Source organism: Snodgrassella alvi (assembly GCF_002777425.1).
GTDB classification, from domain to species: domain Bacteria; phylum Pseudomonadota; class Gammaproteobacteria; order Burkholderiales; family Neisseriaceae; genus Snodgrassella; species Snodgrassella alvi_B.
In genome coordinates this window covers 20,655-37,995 of record NZ_MDVC01000107.1, presented here as the reverse complement: position 1 = coordinate 37,995, position 17,341 = coordinate 20,655, and the positions used below count along the sequence as shown (strand labels likewise).

Below are 17,341 nucleotides of genomic sequence, written 5' to 3'. Positions count from 1 at the left end.
ACGATAAACATGAAAATTTTATCGTTAAATTAGTATGGCATATAGCAACTAATAGTTTAGTTTCGATTGAGCTTTGAACAGATGGTTAAAAAACCAATCTAGCACTCAATGCGATACTTATGGTGAAGCCGTTAAATTTTTACGATTTCTTCATGAAGCTTTGGTTTTAAAATGAGTTTCGCAAATATCTATTTAAGTTTCCGTTTTTGGTTCCTAAAAACCATTCATAATCTAATATCAGTGTCTTCATACCTCATATTTTTTCATTATGGATAAAAAAGTGAATTATCCATGCCATTTTTAGAGTAGATTTTATTATGGGAAATACAGCTTATGCTTCTAATATGGATACGCTTTGGCACTCAGTCATTTTTCATATTTGATCCTCTTTTATGTTTTTATGCTAGAAATTTTTCTACTTTTTAACTGTATATCAACGGATAGTTCAGCTAGATTATAAAAAATGAAATATATATATTAATATTAAGAGTTTATTGAAAATAATTTATTAAAGTCAAATTAATAACAAGCTAATTTGCACTGTGTTCTTTTGCACGCTTAATAATGGCAGGTATCAAACGTTTCAATTATAAAAATTTGATTATAAATAATTTTTTCAATTTTTGCTAATGAATTTCACCCTTGTCCTGATTTTAATTTGGTTATTCTTTTCATATAATAAGCTTAGATGATGGAAAAATCCTCAGGGAAACCATGAGCAGAATGGCTTCAGCTGCACTTGAAAATGTCAAAAAATTTAAAGTACAAACAGACTCGAATAACGAAGAAGCCGGCCAGCAAAATACTAATAACCAGTAGAACTGAAGAAAAAGACGCAGCAATATTAATATGTTTATGGCAATAATTAAAGCCACCAACTTTTGTCATGAGCTTATAAATGATTACAATTGATGTTAGATATGGGTAATCAACCTGTAATGTAATTTCCGACATCACATTATATTATCCTAATCTAGACGTATTAACTGGATAATTAATCATTGTGATTACCAACTTGCTATCACGCAGAATGTGTTTTGGGATTCCAGAAAGTATAGTGCTTTGTTTAAGTATTCAAAATAATAGTGATGGTGTTTATCTGCTATCACCACCTAATGCTGTTTGGGCATGTATACGGATTTGGTAATTTTTGATTTTTAACCAACATCTTAACAAGCACAATGCTTGTTAAGATGTTTCAGGTTGAAAATATCATTTAGTGTTAAGCAAATAGCAATTAGGATTTTTGATTCTGCAAAGGATTATCAGAATAAGGCAAAACGCCATCTTTTAGACTAAATGAAAAGTCTTTGGTACTGATTTCACCAATCGTTTTATCGCTATCATAAAGTGCTATTAAAAAGCCCGCCATTTGATCGGCTGTATGAAACTGATTAAACTGTTTTTTATAATCATATTTAAATGTGTTATTTGCTACGTGACCAAATTCTGTTTCTGTTGCAGCAGGTGCAAGTACTTTTGCCACCAATTTGGCTTTAGCCTGCTTTAATTCATGTGCCAATCCCTCAGTAAAGGCATTAACATAAAATTTAGTGGCACAATAGGTAACCGCATTGGGTACGATTGTATATCCTCCACGCGATGAAATATTAATAATTTGAGTGCCTGGCTCATTTTGATATTTACTGACATAACGGGTAGAGAGAATTGTTAATGCTTCAATGTTGAGATGAAGCATGGTTTCTATTTTATCTAAATCCTGATCTTTAACGCTTCCATAATGTCCGAATCCGGCATTATTTATCCACGTTTCGATAAAATAGTTTTCTAAATCATCAAATAGCGAATGAGTATTTGTCGCGCTGGATAAATCGCATACTTTAATCATAACCTCTACATTAGCATTAATGCTTGTTATTTCTTGCTTTAATGCTTCCAGTTTTTCTTTCCGTCTGGCGATCACAATAAGGTTTTTATCTCGCTTGGCAAAAGCGATGGCTGTTGCATAGCCTATTCCAGAGCTGGCACCGGTGATAACAGTATATTTATTATCTCTGCTTTTCATATCTTATTTACCTTTTTATAATAATTTATGATTATTGATTAGTAATATTCAAATTTTTAATCACTTATTTCCATGAATTTTCTGGTAATTCGATGTCTCTTTGTGCTTGCTTTAGTGCATCATGTAACTGTTGAACATTTAATGGGAAGCAATACGCAGGCTTAGCCCGTTCAAATTTCCAGCTATCAGATAAAAGACCAACATCAACATAATCATAGCCGACATGTTCGAGTAAATTAAAAACAGTTTGTTTGGCTGCTAAATCATTGCCAGCCACAGGGATTGCTCTTCTATTCAACTTATTATCTGGTTTGGCATCTTTAACAATATCTTTTGCCAGAATTGCATTAAAGACTTTAACAATTTTGGATTTAGAAAGATGCTGAGCAACCAATTCACTGGTTGTGATTTCATAGTTATCTAATTGCTGAAAATGCCCGTCACGATTAGGATAATAGTTCATTGCATCAAGCACTATTTTATTATCCATTAAATCAGCGGGTAGTTGTGAATAATTAATAAATGGAATCGCGATCAAAATAACATTTCCAAATTCAATGGCTTCATCTCGACTGCCAATTTGACAACCTATGTTACTGCCCGCACTAAATAGTGTATTTTTATCTCGTGAGTTACTTAACATAATCTGATAGCCTGCCCGCATAAATATGGTCGCACAGGCTTGGCCGACAAATCCTGCACCAATAATACCAATCTTTTTCAGCATAATATTTCCTTTTTTGGACAGTTATTTGCATTATCATTACAAATTAAAACATAATAAATATTGTTATAATTGATTTACTAACAACTTAGAGTTGGCAATATGGATTTATTTAGATGTATGGAGGCATTTGTCTTGACCGTGAAAACCGGTTCTTTTGCGGCGACGTCTATTTCATTAAATACATCACCACAAATGATCGCTAAATATATTGTATTTTTAGAAAATTATTTGGGCTTAAAGCTATTAAATAGAACAACTCGGTCGCAAAATCTTACCGAGTTTGGCAAACAATATTATGAAAGATGTTTGTTTATTTTAGGAGAAATTAAAGCAACTAAAACGCTTGCACAACAATATAGTGATGAACCGAGGGGAAATTTAAAAATTAGTGCTCCGGTAAGCTACGGACATTTTAATGTAATACCAGTAATAAGCCATTTTATGAAACGCTATCCAAAAATGAGTGTGGATATTCAATTGAATGATCGCTATGTTGATTTAGTTCAGGAAAATTTTGATATTGTGTTTCGCGTTGGTGAATTAACTGATTCAGGTTTAATTGCTCGTAAACTAAATCCTTATCAACTCATTTTTGCGGCTTCGCCCAGTTATCTGGCTCAATATGGTGTGCCATCTGTTCCCAATGATATAAAAAAACATCAGTGCCTGATTTATCAGTATGTTAATCCAAGTAAAAAAGATTATCTTTGGCCTTTTACGATTAATGGAAAGTTAGTTCACCTTCCCATATCAGGTTCGTTGACAAGCAATGATACTTTGGCGTTAGCAACCGCAGCAGTCGAAGGATTAGGTATCACCATGCTACCTGAATCTATGCTTAGAGAGGCTATCACACAAAATAAATTACTACCCATATTACAAAATTTTTTACCACCAGCAAGAGAAGTACATTTACTTTATCCTGCCGACAGGCAACGGCCATCAAAGCTTAATACTTTTATTGAGTTTGTGCTTGATTCTATGTCTTAGGGTCTATTATTCGGTTACATTGATGAATCAATATTAAGGTCACAATCGATATTGATTCAGATAATAATTTCTCAATTCAGTCAGAAGTAAAACAACGCTTAAATCGCTTTTTTCACTGTATCAACTCATATACCGCAATGGGCAAAAGGCATAAGATTATGCATTTTAAATGCTTTGTGCCCTATGCGTGATATCGGCTGTAACAGGATGCTTTATTAAAGAGCTGCAATATTTTCAGCTTGCAACAATATAATCCTGTACCCAAGATTGGCGGTGTGTATGCTGGTCTGTTTACCAGTATAGCGAAAGTGGCTTGCATTAAATTAAAGTGGTGGCTTACGTTACATTTTTGTTACGGCTTTATAGCCATTATGTAGCATGACTGTATATTTATTGAGGAAATGTGCCTGAATAATACAGGGGCTTTTATATGTGCATTTTATTCCGATTGGATTATTTAATTAATTATTTATTGGTCTTTTCCTGAGCGTTAATTTAGCAAGCGGATACAGAAAACCGCCCCGGTTGTGCCGGAGCGGTTGGGTTGTGCAGGGCTAAGCGGGGTTTAGGCGTTTAATTCGGCACGCAGTTTTTTGGTTACTTTCACCATCACTTCCAGTGCTGCGGTGGTTTCTGGCCAGCCTCGGGTTTTCAGGCCGCAATCTGGATTTACCCATAAACGCCGTTGGTCGATTACTTTCAGTGCTTTACGCAGCAGGTGTTCTACTTCTGCTTCGGTAGGTACACGCGGGCTGTGGATATCGTAAACACCGGGACCGATGTCATTCGGATAGCTGAATTTCACAAAGGCATCCAGTAATTCCATATCGGAACGTGAGGTTTCAATGGTAATTACATCGGCATCCATGCTGGCAATGGCGGGCAGTATGTCGTTGAATTCGGAATAGCACATATGGGTGTGAATCTGAGTGCTGTCGTCGGCATCAGTTGAGGTAAGGCGGAATGATTCACATGCCCAGGCCAGATATTCATCCCATTGTGCACGTTTCAGCGGCAAGGCTTCACGAATGGCTGGCTCATCAATCTGGATAACGCGGATGCCGGCTTTTTCCAGATCCAGCACTTCGTCGTTCAGTGCCAGCGCAATTTGTTTGCATACCAGACTCAATGGTACATCGTTACGCACAAAGCTCCATTTCATCATGGTTACGGGGCCAGTTAACATACCTTTCATCGGCCGTTTGGTCAGAGACTGGGCATAGGCAGACCAGGCAACGGTCATGGCTTTGGGGCGTGCAACATCACCAAAAATAATCGGCGGTTTAACGCAGCGGGAACCGTAGCTTTGCACCCAGCCATACTGGGTGAAGCAGTAGCCATCCAGTTGCTCACCAAAGTATTCGACCATATCGTTGCGCTCGGCTTCACCATGCACCAGTACATCGATATCCAGTTGTTCCTGCTGTTTAACACAGTAGGCAATGTCTTTTTTCATGGCGGCTTCGTAATCAGCCGCGCTCAGCTCGCCCTTTTTAAAGGCTGCACGTGCCTGACGGATTTCCTGAGTCTGTGGGAAGGAACCAATGGTTGTGGTTGGCAGCAAGGGCAGATTCATCCATGCCTGCTGTTTTTCAATCCGCTGTGCAAACGGACTGTGGCGTTGGTCGGCATGAGCGCGCAGGCTGGCTACGCGCTCTGCAACCTTGTCATTATGAATCAGTTTGCTGGTTTTGCGTCCGGCAGCAGCCGCATCGGAAGCAGCAAGTGCTTCCTGTACGGTGTCTTTACCGTGTGCCAGTGCCTGTTTGATGATGCCCAGCTCCCGCAATTTCTGGGCAGCAAAGGCAAGCCAGTTTCTGATTTCGGGGTTAAGTTTCTCTTCTACGCTTAAATCCTGCGGACTGTGTAACAATGAACAGCTCGGGGCAATCCACAAATTGTTGCCTAGCTGGGTAGCAACTGGTGCGAGTAAATCAATCACTTCACGCAGATTGGCACGCCAGACGTTGCGTCCGTCAATCAGGCCAACAGACAGTACTTTGTTTTCCGGCCATGCGTTGGCAAATTCGGCCAGTTGTTCCGGTGCGCGTACGCAATCGATATGTACGCCGTTTACTGGCAGGCTTTTGAGTAAATTAAGATGTTCGGCAACACTGCCAAAATAAGTACCGATAATGATGCGGGTACCGGTGATGGCCAGCTCCTGATAGGTAGGTGCGAAAGCATCCAGCCATTCGGGGGCAATATCGACGGCAAGAATCGGTTCGTCAATCTGAATCCAGTCAACACCAGCATTGGCCAGTTCACGTAAAAGTTTCTGGTATTCAGGCAACAGGCGCGGCAATAATTGCAGCCGGTTATGGCCGGCATCTTTTTCTTTACCCAGCCATAATAGGGTAAGCGGGCCTACCAGAGTGGGTTTGATATCGTGACCGGTGGCTTTGGCTTCTTCTATCTGGGCAATCAGGTTGGCTGCGTTGGCTTTGAAGCTGGTATCCTGATGCCATTCTGGCACGATGTAATGGTAGTTGGTATCAAACCATTTGGTCATTTCCATGGCTACCTGAGTGGCATTACCGCGTGCCAGTTCGAAATACTGGCTTAGTGTGAGCTTGGCTGCATCAAAACCGAAGCGTGCGGGAATGGCTCCGAGTGCACACAGGGTATCCAGTACGTGGTCGTAATAGGAAAAATCACCTACAGGCAGCAAGTCTGCGCCGGCAGCAATCTGGGTAGCCCAGTTTTTCTGGCGGATATCGGCGGCAGTCTGGCGCAGCTCGGCTTCACTTTTATTACCTTTCCAGAAGGCTTCAACCGCAAATTTTAGTTCGCGTTTGGCGCCAACACGTGGGTAACCAGACAGATGGAATGTATTCATATTTATTTCTCCCTATGCGATGATGAATTTCAATAATTATCAGTGTGCGTGAGTTATAACATGACGACAAGCGATAAATTTTGCGGTTACGTATGAATATTTTTAATACTGTATTTCAGTACAATGCAATGCGAGAGTATGATATGGTACGTAGGTGTTTAGTCTGGAAACAGATAAGTGGCTACCAGCAAGATGATAATTATGTTAGCCATATAATTTTTGTTTATAAACAGCGCGGCTGTTTATGAATTTTTTAACTTGTGTCCGTAGTTAAAATGCTAATCAAGGGTGGAAAATATGGAGTCGATTATTGAACTGCGTCATTTACGCACTTTGCTGGCTCTGGAAGAAACCGGTAGTGTATCAATGGCTGCCAAACGGGTTTTTTTGACCCAGTCTGCGCTGTCACATCAGATTCGTGTTCTGGAACAATTTTATGGTACACCGCTGTTTGAACGTAAGTCCAACCCAATTCACTTTACGCCGGTTGGTGTGCGTCTGTTGCAGCTGGCACGCGAAATTACGCCACTGGTAACGGTAGCCGAGCTGGATATGGCGCAGATTATTGAGGGGGAAGCAGGGGAGCTGCGCGTGGCAGTGGAATGTCACACCTGTTTTGACTGGCTGATGCCGGCCATGGATGCTTTCCGGCCGCTGTGGCCAAAAGTGGAGCTGGATATTGTGTCCGGCTTTCAGGCAGACCCAGTGGGGCTGTTGCTGACTCATCGGGCTGATCTGGCGATTGTGTCTGAATATGCGCCGCAGCCGGGAATTATTTTTCAACCGCTGTTTGCTTATGAAATGGTGGGTATTTGTGCCAAGGATCATCCGCTGGCCGCTAAAAGCGTATGGCAGGCACAGGATTTTGTAGATGAAACACTTATCACTTATCCGGTACCAGACGATATGCTGGATTTACTGCGCAAGGTATTAAAACCGGCTGGTGTGCAGCCCGCGCGCCGCAATAGTGAGTTAACCATTGCCATTATCCAACTGGTATCAAGCCGGCGTGGTATTGCCGCCTTGCCTTACTGGACAGTAATGCCCTATCTGGAAAAGGGCTATGTGGTCGCACGGCAGATTGGCGATAAACCGCTGCAAAGTGAGCTATATGCAGCCATACGCGAATCTGATGGTAATAAAAGCTATCTGGATAATTTCTGCCAGATTGTACGCGAACGCAGTTTTGCCGATTTACCGGGGCTTAGCCCGCTCAGTACACCAGATTAATCTGTACTGGCAACTCTGGCAGGTACAAAAAGGAGCAGGATGGATTATCAGAAACTGGCTGCATCGTTGCTACAGGCGTACGAACAGCAGCAGCCATTAAGTATGCTCGGCTATACTGAAAGTGTGCGTGATATAAATGATGCCTATCAGATACAGCATATGTTTACTGCTGGCAAGACTACGCCTTTGGGCGGCTATAAAATTTCTCTGACCAATAAAATTACCCAGATGCTGCTCCGCATGGAGGAACCATTGTATGGGCAGCTAGAACAGCGCCAGATATTGCGTGCACCGGCCACGCTGTCGCTGACACAGATGAATGCGCCACTGATTGAAGCTGAGCTGGGTTTTATTGCCAAAACTGATTTAAGCTACGGCATAAGCGACGCGGATTTGTTAAAGCGTGTCTGGGTAACCGGCTGTATGGAGATTCCCGACTCTCGCTTTGCACACTGGTTTCCGGCGCTGAATAAATATCTGATTGTAGCTGATGGTGCAGTAGGTGGTTATATTGTCTATGGTGACCGTATCGACGGCCATGATTTACAGGTAGATGCACTGAGCAATATTCAGGTTGAGCTCACTCTGGATAACCAGACAGTGATCACTGCTCAGGCCAGTGCGGTGATGGACAATCCACTATATGCTTTGCAATGGTTGCTGAAAAAGCTGGCTGAGCATGGCCTGAGTTTACATGCAGGCGAGGTGGTATCTTCCGGTGCCTTTTTTCTGACCCATAAGCTGGTGGCAGGGGAATACAGTGCTAATTTTACTGGCGCTATCAACCAGAGTTTAACCCTGCATGTATTGCCCTGATTCGGCTTAGCACGCTCAAACAGCAGAGTAAACTTTATTATTCAGTTATTTAAATATTCACACCATAGGCTATAGGCATATTTTTCACAGCGATTTTTCAGCCTTAATCAGCTACAATAAGCACTATGGAAATTTTATCTTCTGCCGGTCTGCTGGCCGGCCTTAATAGTGAACAGTTAGCTGCCGTAACTTGGCCCGCGCAACCTGCGCTGGTGCTGGCAGGGGCTGGAAGTGGTAAAACCCGGGTTTTGACTACCCGTATTGCTTGGTTATTACAGACTGGTCAGGCCAGTGTACACAGTATTCTGGCCGTAACCTTTACCAATAAAGCGGCCAAGGAAATGCAATTGCGCCTGAGTGCGCTATTGCCAGTTTCAGTACGCGCAATGTGGCTGGGTACTTTTCATGGCCTGTGCCATCGCTTTTTGCGCCTGCACTATCAGGAAGCCGGCCTGCCGAAAACATTCCAGATACTTGATATTGGCGACCAGCTGGCTGTAGTAAAGCGTTTGCTCAAACAGCTGAATATTGCCGATGAAGTCATTGCACCGCGCAGTTTGCAAGGATTTATTAATGCACAAAAAGAAAATGGTCTGCGTGCTTCCCAGTTAACGGCACGCGACCCGCATGAGCGGCTGATGATTGAATGCTATGCTGCCTATGATAGCTTGTGCCAGAATGAAGGCGTAGTGGATTTTGCTGAGCTGATGTTGCGCAGTTATGAAATTCTGCAAAGCAATGAAGTGCTGCGCAGCCATTACCAGAATCGTTTTAATCATGTTTTGATTGATGAATTTCAGGACACAAACAAATTACAGTATGCCTGGTTAAAACTGCTTGCCGGAGAACATGCGGCGGTTTTTGCCGTCGGCGACGATGACCAGAGTATTTACCGCTTTCGCGGTGCTGAAGTAGCAAATATGACGCGTTTTCTGCACGAATTCGGTGTAAGCGAACCTATCCGGCTGGAGCAGAATTACCGCTCTGTAGGCAATATCCTTACCGCAGCCAATGCCGTGATTGCGCATAATGCCAGCCGTCTGGGTAAAAATCTACGTACAGAAGCAGGTAGTGGTGAAAAAATCCGCGTGCTTCAGGCAATCAATGATATAGAAGAAGCTCAGTTTGTGGTTGATGAAGTCAAGGCTTTACACCGTGAAGGGCTGAATTACATGCAGATGGCAGTGCTCTATCGCAGTAATGCCCAATCCCGTGTGCTGGAACAGGCCTTGTTTCGCGCCGGCATACCCTACAAAATTTACGGCGGTTTACGTTTTTATGAACGTCAGGAAATTAAGCATGCACTGGCTTATCTGCGGCTGACGGTCAATCCCAATGATGATAATGCATTATTGCGGGTAATCAATGTACCTGCACGCGGTATCGGCGCACGCAGCATTGAAAATATACAGGCAGCAGCCAATGAAACTGGTATTTCACTGTGGCAGGCCGCCACCAGTCTGGCCGCCAAAAACAGTAAAATTGCTGCTTTTGTGCACCTGATTGAAAATTTGCAGGCACAGGCTGCGCAAGTTTCCCTGCCGGAACTGATGGCCGCAGCCATTTATGATAGCGGCCTGATGGAACATTACCGCACCCAGAAAGGCGAGCAGCAGGAGCGTATCAATAATCTGGAAGAATTACTGAATGCTGCCGTAGCATTCAAACCGCAGGAATCCGGTTTTAATCTTGAGCCAGAATATGATGAAAACGACCCGTTATCCGCCGTACTGTCCTTTTTAAGCACAGCCTCACTGGAAGCAGGTGAACATCAGGCCGGGCAGGGCGAAGATGCCTTGCAGTTAATGACGGTGCATGCGGCCAAAGGGCTGGAATTCGATGGTGTATTTCTCACGGGGCTGGAAGAAGGTTTGTTCCCGAGTGAATACAGCATGGCTGAGCGGGACGGGCTGGAAGAAGAACGCCGCCTGATGTATGTAGCCATTACCAGAGCACGCAAACGCCTGTATTTAACCATGGCGGAACAGCGCCTGTTACACGGGCAAACTCACTTTGCCCTGCCATCACGCTTTGTGGATGAAATACCTGAGGCAGTGCTGCACTATCTGTCAGCACATAAAAATTCTCTGGTAAGCAGACAACAGACGACACAGCGCACCAATCCGTTTCACAGTCGCAGTAAACTGGCAGAAACACCAGCCAGTACTGATTTTGACGGCTTCCAGCTTGGACAGAATGTTCACCATGAACGTTTTGGTACTGGTGTGATTATAGACGCTACTCACAAGGCTGAAGGCGCACGTCTGACCATTAACTTCGGCAAACAGGGGATTAAAGAACTGGATACCGTATTTGCCAAAAGCAAGCTAACCATTATTTCTTAAACCGTTACTCAGGTAACAACTGGTAAGCAAACAGGCCTGAGAGGAGACAGATAATGCAACAATATGACCGTAACAATATATTTGCGCGGATCATCCGCGGCGAAATTCCCTGCCATAAAGTCTATGAAGACACACAGACACTGGCCTTTATGGACGTGATGCCACAGGCACGCGGCCATGTACTGGTGATTCCGAAATGCGAAGCAGTCGAGTTAACCGATATGCCGCAAGACTATCTCGTTGCGGTATTCAGTGCAGCCAAGAAAATCATTGGTGCACAGCGTAAAGTTTTACACCGCGATGGCGTTGTTCAATTACAGCTATCTGGTGAGCAGGCTGGCCAATCTGTATTTCATTATCATATCCATTTAATTCCCGGTCATATTCATGAATTGGGAAAACACGAGAGTGTGGCTGCTGATCAGGCAGAACTGGCACAGCTGGCAGCACAATTACGCGCCGAGCTGGCCTGAGCTACCACTTTGATTGATAATTTATCCACAGCATTATCCACAGATAAGCAACAAAATAAACAGTACCCTCTACGCTATACCCATTGTTTTATAAGGGGTTAAGCATACATGCTGAATTTTATTCAGCCAAAAACATTAAATTTGTCCACAACAAATTATCTATTGTGCCAAATCATCCACATCGCTCCTATACCTACCACTTGGGTAGAGGAGCGATAATTTATTTCTCCATCGATAGCGGACTATGCCCATCAGTAGATTGCAGCTTAAATAGCTTTGCTATTTCATACCAGCCACATCCTGCATATTTAGCAAACTTTAAACAGTCCAAACTTGGGCTTACCCTTTTCCTCAACAATAAAGCGACAAACCATCCTCAGTAGCCAGTACCATCAAGCTTGAGCGTTAAACTGCTTATGTCTTTGCTGTGAATAACAAAATCCCGCTGATTACCTACAATCAGCGGGATTTACACAGCATAACCAGTATTAATGTGTTACATATCTGGAATAAACACGCCTGAATTATGCTGTTTCAAGTATTTATTCAAACAAGTCGCGCAGCTTGTCCATGAAGGATTTCTGTCGCGGCGTTTGCGCCCGATCCATACCAGTAGAGATTTTTTCAAACTCTTCCAGCAGTTCGCGCTGACGCTCGGTCAGATTTACCGGTGTTTCTACTACAATGTGACAATATAAATCGCCTACCGCAGCCGAACGCACGGATTTAATTCCTTTACCCCGCACGCGCATACGGCGGCCGGTTTGTGTTTCCTTTGGAATATTCAGTTTTACCTTACCATCCAGCGTTGGCACTTCAACCTCACCGCCAAGTGCTGCTGTGGTAAAGCTGATAGGCAATTCACAGTGCAAATCCATGCCATCACGCTCAAATACCTGATGCGGACGTACATTCACCATCACATATAAATCACCTGCCGGTGCACCATGCTTACCCGGCTCACCTTCGCCGCTCAGCCGGATACGCTGGCCATCATCAATACCGGCCGGAATGGAAACCTCAACCGTCTTGCGTGTTTTTACCAGCCCTTCGCCATGACATTTAACACACGGGTCTTTAATCTGCTTGCCACTGCCGCGACAGGTAGGGCAGGTTTGCTGCAACTGGAAAATGGCCTGCCGTACATGCACCACCCCGCTACCGCCACACATGCTACAGGTAGTGGCTGAGGTACCAGCCTTGGCACCACTGCCATGACAGACATCACATTCTTCATGCGTAGGAATAGTGATTTTTTTCTTGATACCGCGTGCCGCTTCTTCCAGACTGATTTCCACATGATACTGTAAATCAGCACCCTGATGATTCTGCTGCCGTCCGCCAGCACTGCCGCCAAACATCTGGCTGAAAATATCACCAAAATCAAAGCCGCCGGAAAAACCACCGCCACCAGCACCCATATTGCCATCTACGCCGGCATGGCCAAACTGGTCATACGCAGCACGTTTTTGCGCATCAGACAATACTTCATAAGCACGCTGAATTTCCTTGAATTTCTCTTCAGCGCCCTTATCGCCCTGATTACGGTCGGGATGGTATTTCATGGCCAGCTTGCGATAAGCTTTTTTGATTTCCTCATCCCCTGCAGTACGGGTTACACCCAGCACTTCATAAAAATCTACTTCAGTCATAATTTTATTCCAAATGTTTGCAGGCAACCTGTTCCTGTACAGCAGGCTGCCTGAAAAGCAAAACCGGATAATAGAAATGCAACCCATATATGGGCTGCACGTATAAAAACAAGGTTTTAAGCGAAACTTATTTCTAAATGTAGCAACACGGGCAACCGGCCAACTTACTTATACACAGACAAACAACACAAAGGATACAACAGTATATTTATCCGGCTAGCAAAACAGCGCATCAATTCATAACCAGCCAGCTGCCAATCATAAAATCTTTTCTAATAATTCACTCACACAATCAGCCACCAGCTACCGGCACCAGAACATTGACATAATTAAGCCCGACATTTACCTGCTCCAGATCAATTCCGGTTATCGCTACCTTCATCTGGCATTTGGGCATGGCATCAATCGGCACGCCAGTAACACGGCTAACCAGAGGCAGCCCCTCAATGCGTACCAAATCATCACGTATTAACTGGGCAGTCAGTTCCTGCAACTGTTCCTGCTGGATATATATCAGGCTCCAGTACGCTTCCATATGACGCTGGAAATCATTATAAGCAGTGTAAGCCGATTCAAAATCGCGCAGCACCGCAAACAGCATGGCATCCTGTGGTTCAAAGCGGGATGGGGCATCCGGGTCAAGTAAACTGATTAATTGCTTCTGGTTGATATAATCAGTAGCACGCCGTAACGGCGAAGTAAACCAGGCATAATGTTTCAGACCCAAACCAATATGTGGCTCAGACTGGGTACTCATACGCACCCTGCCGGTTGGCTGCACCCGGAACAGACCAGCCATACCCGCCTCATCCAGCATTTGTGCCCAAGTACTGTTGGCAAAAATCATCAGCTCACTTACCAGCGTATCAATCGGGGCACCACGTTCCCGTACACTGATGCGCACTTTGTTTTCTGTTTCCAGCTTAATCCCATAATCGTATTGGGGTAAGCGTTCGGGATCATATTTACCCCGTGCCTGCATTCTGGCTATGGCAAAATCATACAACCAGTTCATTTCATGCTGATGAGCAAAAACTTCAGTGTCACCGCGCGCCTGCTGGGGCTGAAATGCCTGCTCAATATTTTCAATACGTAAATTACAGTCTATATAAACCGATTCAATTCGCGATTCACAGTGCACAATTTCAAACTGCGGATTAACTTCTGCATAGAGACTGACTGCCGGCCGTGCAGCACCCTCATCCAGACTGAAAGCAGCTATCCAATTATCCGGCAGCATCGTGATTTTACCACCGGGATAATACACCGTACTTAAGCGTTCAAATATCAGCTTCTCCAGCGGAGATTCAGCAGTAATGGCCAGAGCAGGGGCAGCAATATGAATACCGACCAGTTTGTTACCATTGGGCAGGTCGCGCACACTGAATGCATCATCTACCTCACTGGTTTCAATATCATCAATAGAAAATGCCTGCACTGCTGTATCAGCAGCAGGCAGGTTGTGAATAATCGGCACAGCATAATCGCCACAGTCCACACCCTTAGGAAACTGGGTTAGCAAAAAGCCATCAAGAAAATATTCAGGCAGGGGTGGCACAGCGCCAACACTCTGGAGCAGGGCAAAGCGTGATGTTTTTTTCTGTTCAGCAGCTTTTATCACCGCCTTGTAGCTCTGGCTCTGTTTGTCTGGTGCATGCAGAATCATTTTGGCATCAGCAGCAATAGCGGCAGGCAGGCTGCCAGCCAGCAACTCCTGTATCCAGCTATTCATTTGCGCTTCCTGCTGTTTGCGCCGTTCAATCGCCGCCAGAGCCTGCTGTAAGGTTTCTGCCGGTGCAGCCTTAAATACCCCTTTATTTTTCTTGTAAAAATACATAGGTGCGGCATACAGAGCCATTAATGTGGCCGCCAGCTCAACATTCCCGCTGTTGCTGCCAAAATATTCCGTAGCTGCACTGGCTGCGGTAAATTCAGCTTCACTACCCACCGCTTCCCACAGTAGACTGATATCAATACCCGCAGCAGCATCGGCGGCCTGCTGTAAAAACTGTGCAGCATCGCTGTCAAATGCCAGAAAAACATGACTGGCCTTGATTTTTGCCCGTTTACCGTGCTGTGTATTAACCAGAAAAGTAGCATCGTTTTTCTGTACTACCTCTGCTACTTTAAACTGACCTGACTCCTCATAAAAAATATGTTTACCCATAACGCCTACTTAAACCAAAGAAACTACCCAAGTAACCTGTAAAACAGATTGAAAAACCACCAATTATTCGATTATAAACGAATGTACAGCATTTCAAGTTTTACGCTGGAACTACCATTGTGCTTCCATACAGCCATGCCAGTACAAATAGTTCACTATTACTTCCCCTCTGGTTTTCCTGTTCTCCATATGTCAACCATTAAAACATACAAATTAAATAATTCTATGTTTTAATTTTTTAATAAAACTATCACTCAAAGTTAGCACAACATAATTATGCTTTAAACAATATTATGCTTTAAAACCAGATAAATAAACAGTAAAAACTCTTCTTATCTGACACTATTCATAATAGTAAGCAAAAATTTATACCATGCCAAACAAATAACCAACCAAACATCATCAATAAAATGATAAAGTACACAAGCAGACATGTCCGCAAACCAGACCATTGTGCTAAATTTATGCTGTAAATATAAGCTGTAGAGAACCAAATTTTATCAGCTTTTAGCTATCAGGCCTGTTTGATATTTCCACACCCATCGCATCATCCGCAATCAGCATCTGAAAAAATTAATTACATTGAAATAAACTTCAATATTACAATAGTATTTTAAATAAGACTATTAATATTCAAAAAATAAAATATTAATTAATTAAAATTAATCATTTAAATAAGCAAAACTTCTGAAGAAAATACCTGTGCCAATTTAGTTATACATCTGAAAACCATTAACAAAAGTATCATTAGGATTCTTAATGTTTATACTCATGCATATAGACACCAGCCCCATTTCCGCAGAAACAGTCCGATAACATACCAGCCAGCAGCCTACCTGAACCGATAAGCTACCATCTCATCTCACAGATATCCATAGCAACAGCAACAGCAACAGCGTGAGTGTTACAATAGCCATAAATTCGCGTAAAGAGCCACGATATGAAGAAAATAACGCCCAAAAGCTATGAAGAAGCCATCCAGCAACTGGAAAAAATTACCGAATCCATGCAAAACAACGACTTGCCTTTAGAAGAATCACTGGCAGCCTATGAATATGGTCAGGAACTGGTGCAATACTGCCAGCAGAAACTGGCTGAAGTAGAACAAAAACTACAGCTACTGGATCACGGTGAATTAAAGGAGCTTAAACTTGAAGCAGAGGAGTGATTTTACCGGCTGGCAAAAACAGGCACAAACACATGCCGAACAAACCCTAACCCGACTATTACCACCAGCCACACAGCTTCCTGCCCCACTGATTGAAGCCATGCGCTATGCCACACTGGATGGCGGCAAACGTTTGCGCCCGATGCTGGTATTGGCTGCTGCCGAGCTGGGCAATGCCATTACAGAAGCAGTGGATTATGCTCTGGCCGCAGTCGAATGCATTCATATTTATTCACTCGTGCACGACGACATGCCGGAAATGGATAACGACAGCCTGCGCCACGGCAAAGCCGCCTGCCACATACAATACACACCGGCAACAGCCTTACTGGTTGGCGACGCCCTGCAAAGCATGGCTTTCAGCCTGCTGAGCCGGCCAACCAGCCTTGAAGCCACCCGCCAGCTACGCATGATACAGACACTGGCGCAGGCCGCTGGCTGTAATGGCATGGCTGGCGGACAGGCCATTGATCTGGCTCATGTAGGTCTCAGCCTGAATCAAACCGAACTCGAGCACATGCACCAGTTGAAAACCAGCGCACTGATTCGGGCAGCCGTCACACTGGGCGGTCTTTGCTGTCCGGACATCGACCAGCAGGCACTGACAGCACTCGACAGCTATGCCACCCATCTGGGACTGGCCTTTCAGGTTATTGATGATGTTCTGGATTATGAACAGGATAGTGACATCTTAGGCAAAACCGCCGGTAAAGATGCTCAGGCCAACAAACCTACCTACGTTAGCCTGATGGGGCTGGCTACAGCACGCCGGTATGCCGAAAATCTGGTACAAAAAGCCATTGATGCGCTGGCTGATTTTGACCAGCGTGCAGCTCATCTGCGTGCACTCGCCCAATTTGTTGTTGCCCGCAATCACTAAAGTCGCACCATGCGTGATGTGAACAACC

The 17,341-nt window shown here is 43.9% G+C and carries 12 protein-coding genes; 7 read left to right on the top strand and 5 right to left on the bottom strand.

Annotated features, from left to right (window positions below):
* Positions 1-1,237: 1,237 nt before the first annotated feature.
* Together BGI33_RS10325 and BGI33_RS10320 are read right to left on the bottom strand one after the other, a co-directional pair.
* A complete protein-coding gene (locus BGI33_RS10325; RefSeq protein WP_100091097.1) occupies positions 1,238-2,026 on the bottom strand; it encodes an SDR family NAD(P)-dependent oxidoreductase in 789 nt (262 codons plus the stop codon).
* Between the two features lie 64 nt (positions 2,027-2,090).
* Positions 2,091-2,753: an NADPH-dependent F420 reductase gene (locus tag BGI33_RS10320; RefSeq protein WP_100091096.1), complete on the bottom strand. Its 663-nt coding sequence runs from the start codon at positions 2,751-2,753 to the stop codon at positions 2,091-2,093.
* 117 nt (positions 2,754-2,870) lie between these two features.
* Here BGI33_RS10320 and BGI33_RS10315 point away from each other — a divergent pair, with 117 nt between their 5' ends.
* On the top strand, positions 2,871-3,743 hold the full coding sequence (locus tag BGI33_RS10315; protein ID WP_180296993.1) for a LysR family transcriptional regulator: 873 nt from the start codon (positions 2,871-2,873) through the stop codon (positions 3,741-3,743).
* A gap of 565 nt (positions 3,744-4,308) precedes the next feature.
* Here BGI33_RS10315 and metE read toward each other — a convergent pair.
* Positions 4,309-6,582, bottom strand: a complete 2,274-nt coding sequence (gene metE, locus BGI33_RS10310) for a 5-methyltetrahydropteroyltriglutamate--homocysteine S-methyltransferase (protein WP_100091094.1) — start codon at positions 6,580-6,582, stop codon at positions 4,309-4,311.
* A gap of 297 nt (positions 6,583-6,879) precedes the next feature.
* On the opposite strand from metE, the gene BGI33_RS10305 reads away from it, so the two are divergent.
* From BGI33_RS10305 to BGI33_RS10290, 4 genes are all read left to right on the top strand, one after another.
* Positions 6,880-7,812 carry a LysR family transcriptional regulator gene (locus tag BGI33_RS10305; RefSeq protein WP_100091093.1) on the top strand — a complete coding sequence of 311 codons (933 nt, stop codon included), beginning with the start codon at positions 6,880-6,882 and terminating at the stop codon, positions 7,810-7,812.
* A 39-nt stretch (positions 7,813-7,851) separates the two neighbouring features.
* Positions 7,852-8,628, top strand: a complete 777-nt coding sequence (locus BGI33_RS10300) for a 2-keto-4-pentenoate hydratase (protein WP_100091092.1) — start codon at positions 7,852-7,854, stop codon at positions 8,626-8,628.
* Positions 8,629-8,753: 125 nt separating this feature from the next.
* Positions 8,754-10,973, top strand: a complete 2,220-nt coding sequence (locus BGI33_RS10295; RefSeq protein ID WP_100091091.1) for a UvrD-helicase domain-containing protein — start codon at positions 8,754-8,756, stop codon at positions 10,971-10,973.
* A 53-nt stretch (positions 10,974-11,026) separates the two neighbouring features.
* Positions 11,027-11,446 (top strand): HIT family protein, encoded by a 420-nt coding sequence (locus BGI33_RS10290; protein WP_100091090.1) that lies wholly within the window; start codon positions 11,027-11,029, stop codon positions 11,444-11,446.
* Positions 11,447-11,988: 542 nt separating this feature from the next.
* Here BGI33_RS10290 and dnaJ read toward each other — a convergent pair.
* Positions 11,989-13,098 carry a molecular chaperone DnaJ gene (dnaJ, locus tag BGI33_RS10285; RefSeq protein ID WP_100091089.1) on the bottom strand — a complete coding sequence of 370 codons (1,110 nt, stop codon included), beginning with the start codon at positions 13,096-13,098 and terminating at the stop codon, positions 11,989-11,991.
* 292 nt (positions 13,099-13,390) lie between these two features.
* Positions 13,391-15,265: a ribonuclease catalytic domain-containing protein gene (locus tag BGI33_RS10280; protein WP_100091088.1), complete on the bottom strand. Its 1,875-nt coding sequence runs from the start codon at positions 15,263-15,265 to the stop codon at positions 13,391-13,393.
* A 940-nt stretch (positions 15,266-16,205) separates the two neighbouring features.
* Here BGI33_RS10280 and BGI33_RS10275 point away from each other — a divergent pair.
* A complete protein-coding gene (locus BGI33_RS10275; protein WP_100091087.1) occupies positions 16,206-16,433 on the top strand; it encodes an exodeoxyribonuclease VII small subunit in 228 nt (75 codons plus the stop codon).
* Positions 16,417-17,313 (top strand): polyprenyl synthetase family protein, encoded by an 897-nt coding sequence (locus BGI33_RS10270; RefSeq protein ID WP_257378956.1) that lies wholly within the window; start codon positions 16,417-16,419, stop codon positions 17,311-17,313. The genes BGI33_RS10275 and BGI33_RS10270 overlap by 17 nt, the downstream gene beginning before the upstream one ends.
* Positions 17,314-17,341 lie beyond the last annotated feature (28 nt).

Excerpts from the sequence above, each read along its gene's own strand:
- BGI33_RS10325 (WP_100091097.1), bottom strand. The coding sequence starts at position 2,026 with ATGAAAAGCAGAGATAATAAATATACTGTTATCACCGGTGCCAGCTCT.
- BGI33_RS10320 (WP_100091096.1), bottom strand. The coding sequence starts at position 2,753 with ATGCTGAAAAAGATTGGTATTATTGGTGCAGGATTTGTCGGCCAAGCC.
- BGI33_RS10315 (WP_180296993.1), top strand. The coding sequence starts at position 2,871 with ATGGAGGCATTTGTCTTGACCGTGAAAACCGGTTCTTTTGCGGCGACG.
- metE (WP_100091094.1), bottom strand. The coding sequence starts at position 6,582 with ATGAATACATTCCATCTGTCTGGTTACCCACGTGTTGGCGCCAAACGC.
- BGI33_RS10305 (WP_100091093.1), top strand. The coding sequence starts at position 6,880 with ATGGAGTCGATTATTGAACTGCGTCATTTACGCACTTTGCTGGCTCTG.
- BGI33_RS10300 (WP_100091092.1), top strand. The coding sequence starts at position 7,852 with ATGGATTATCAGAAACTGGCTGCATCGTTGCTACAGGCGTACGAACAG.
- BGI33_RS10295 (WP_100091091.1), top strand. The coding sequence starts at position 8,754 with ATGGAAATTTTATCTTCTGCCGGTCTGCTGGCCGGCCTTAATAGTGAA.
- BGI33_RS10290 (WP_100091090.1), top strand. The coding sequence starts at position 11,027 with ATGCAACAATATGACCGTAACAATATATTTGCGCGGATCATCCGCGGC.
- dnaJ (WP_100091089.1), bottom strand. The coding sequence starts at position 13,098 with ATGACTGAAGTAGATTTTTATGAAGTGCTGGGTGTAACCCGTACTGCA.
- BGI33_RS10280 (WP_100091088.1), bottom strand. The coding sequence starts at position 15,265 with ATGGGTAAACATATTTTTTATGAGGAGTCAGGTCAGTTTAAAGTAGCA.
- BGI33_RS10275 (WP_100091087.1), top strand. The coding sequence starts at position 16,206 with ATGAAGAAAATAACGCCCAAAAGCTATGAAGAAGCCATCCAGCAACTG.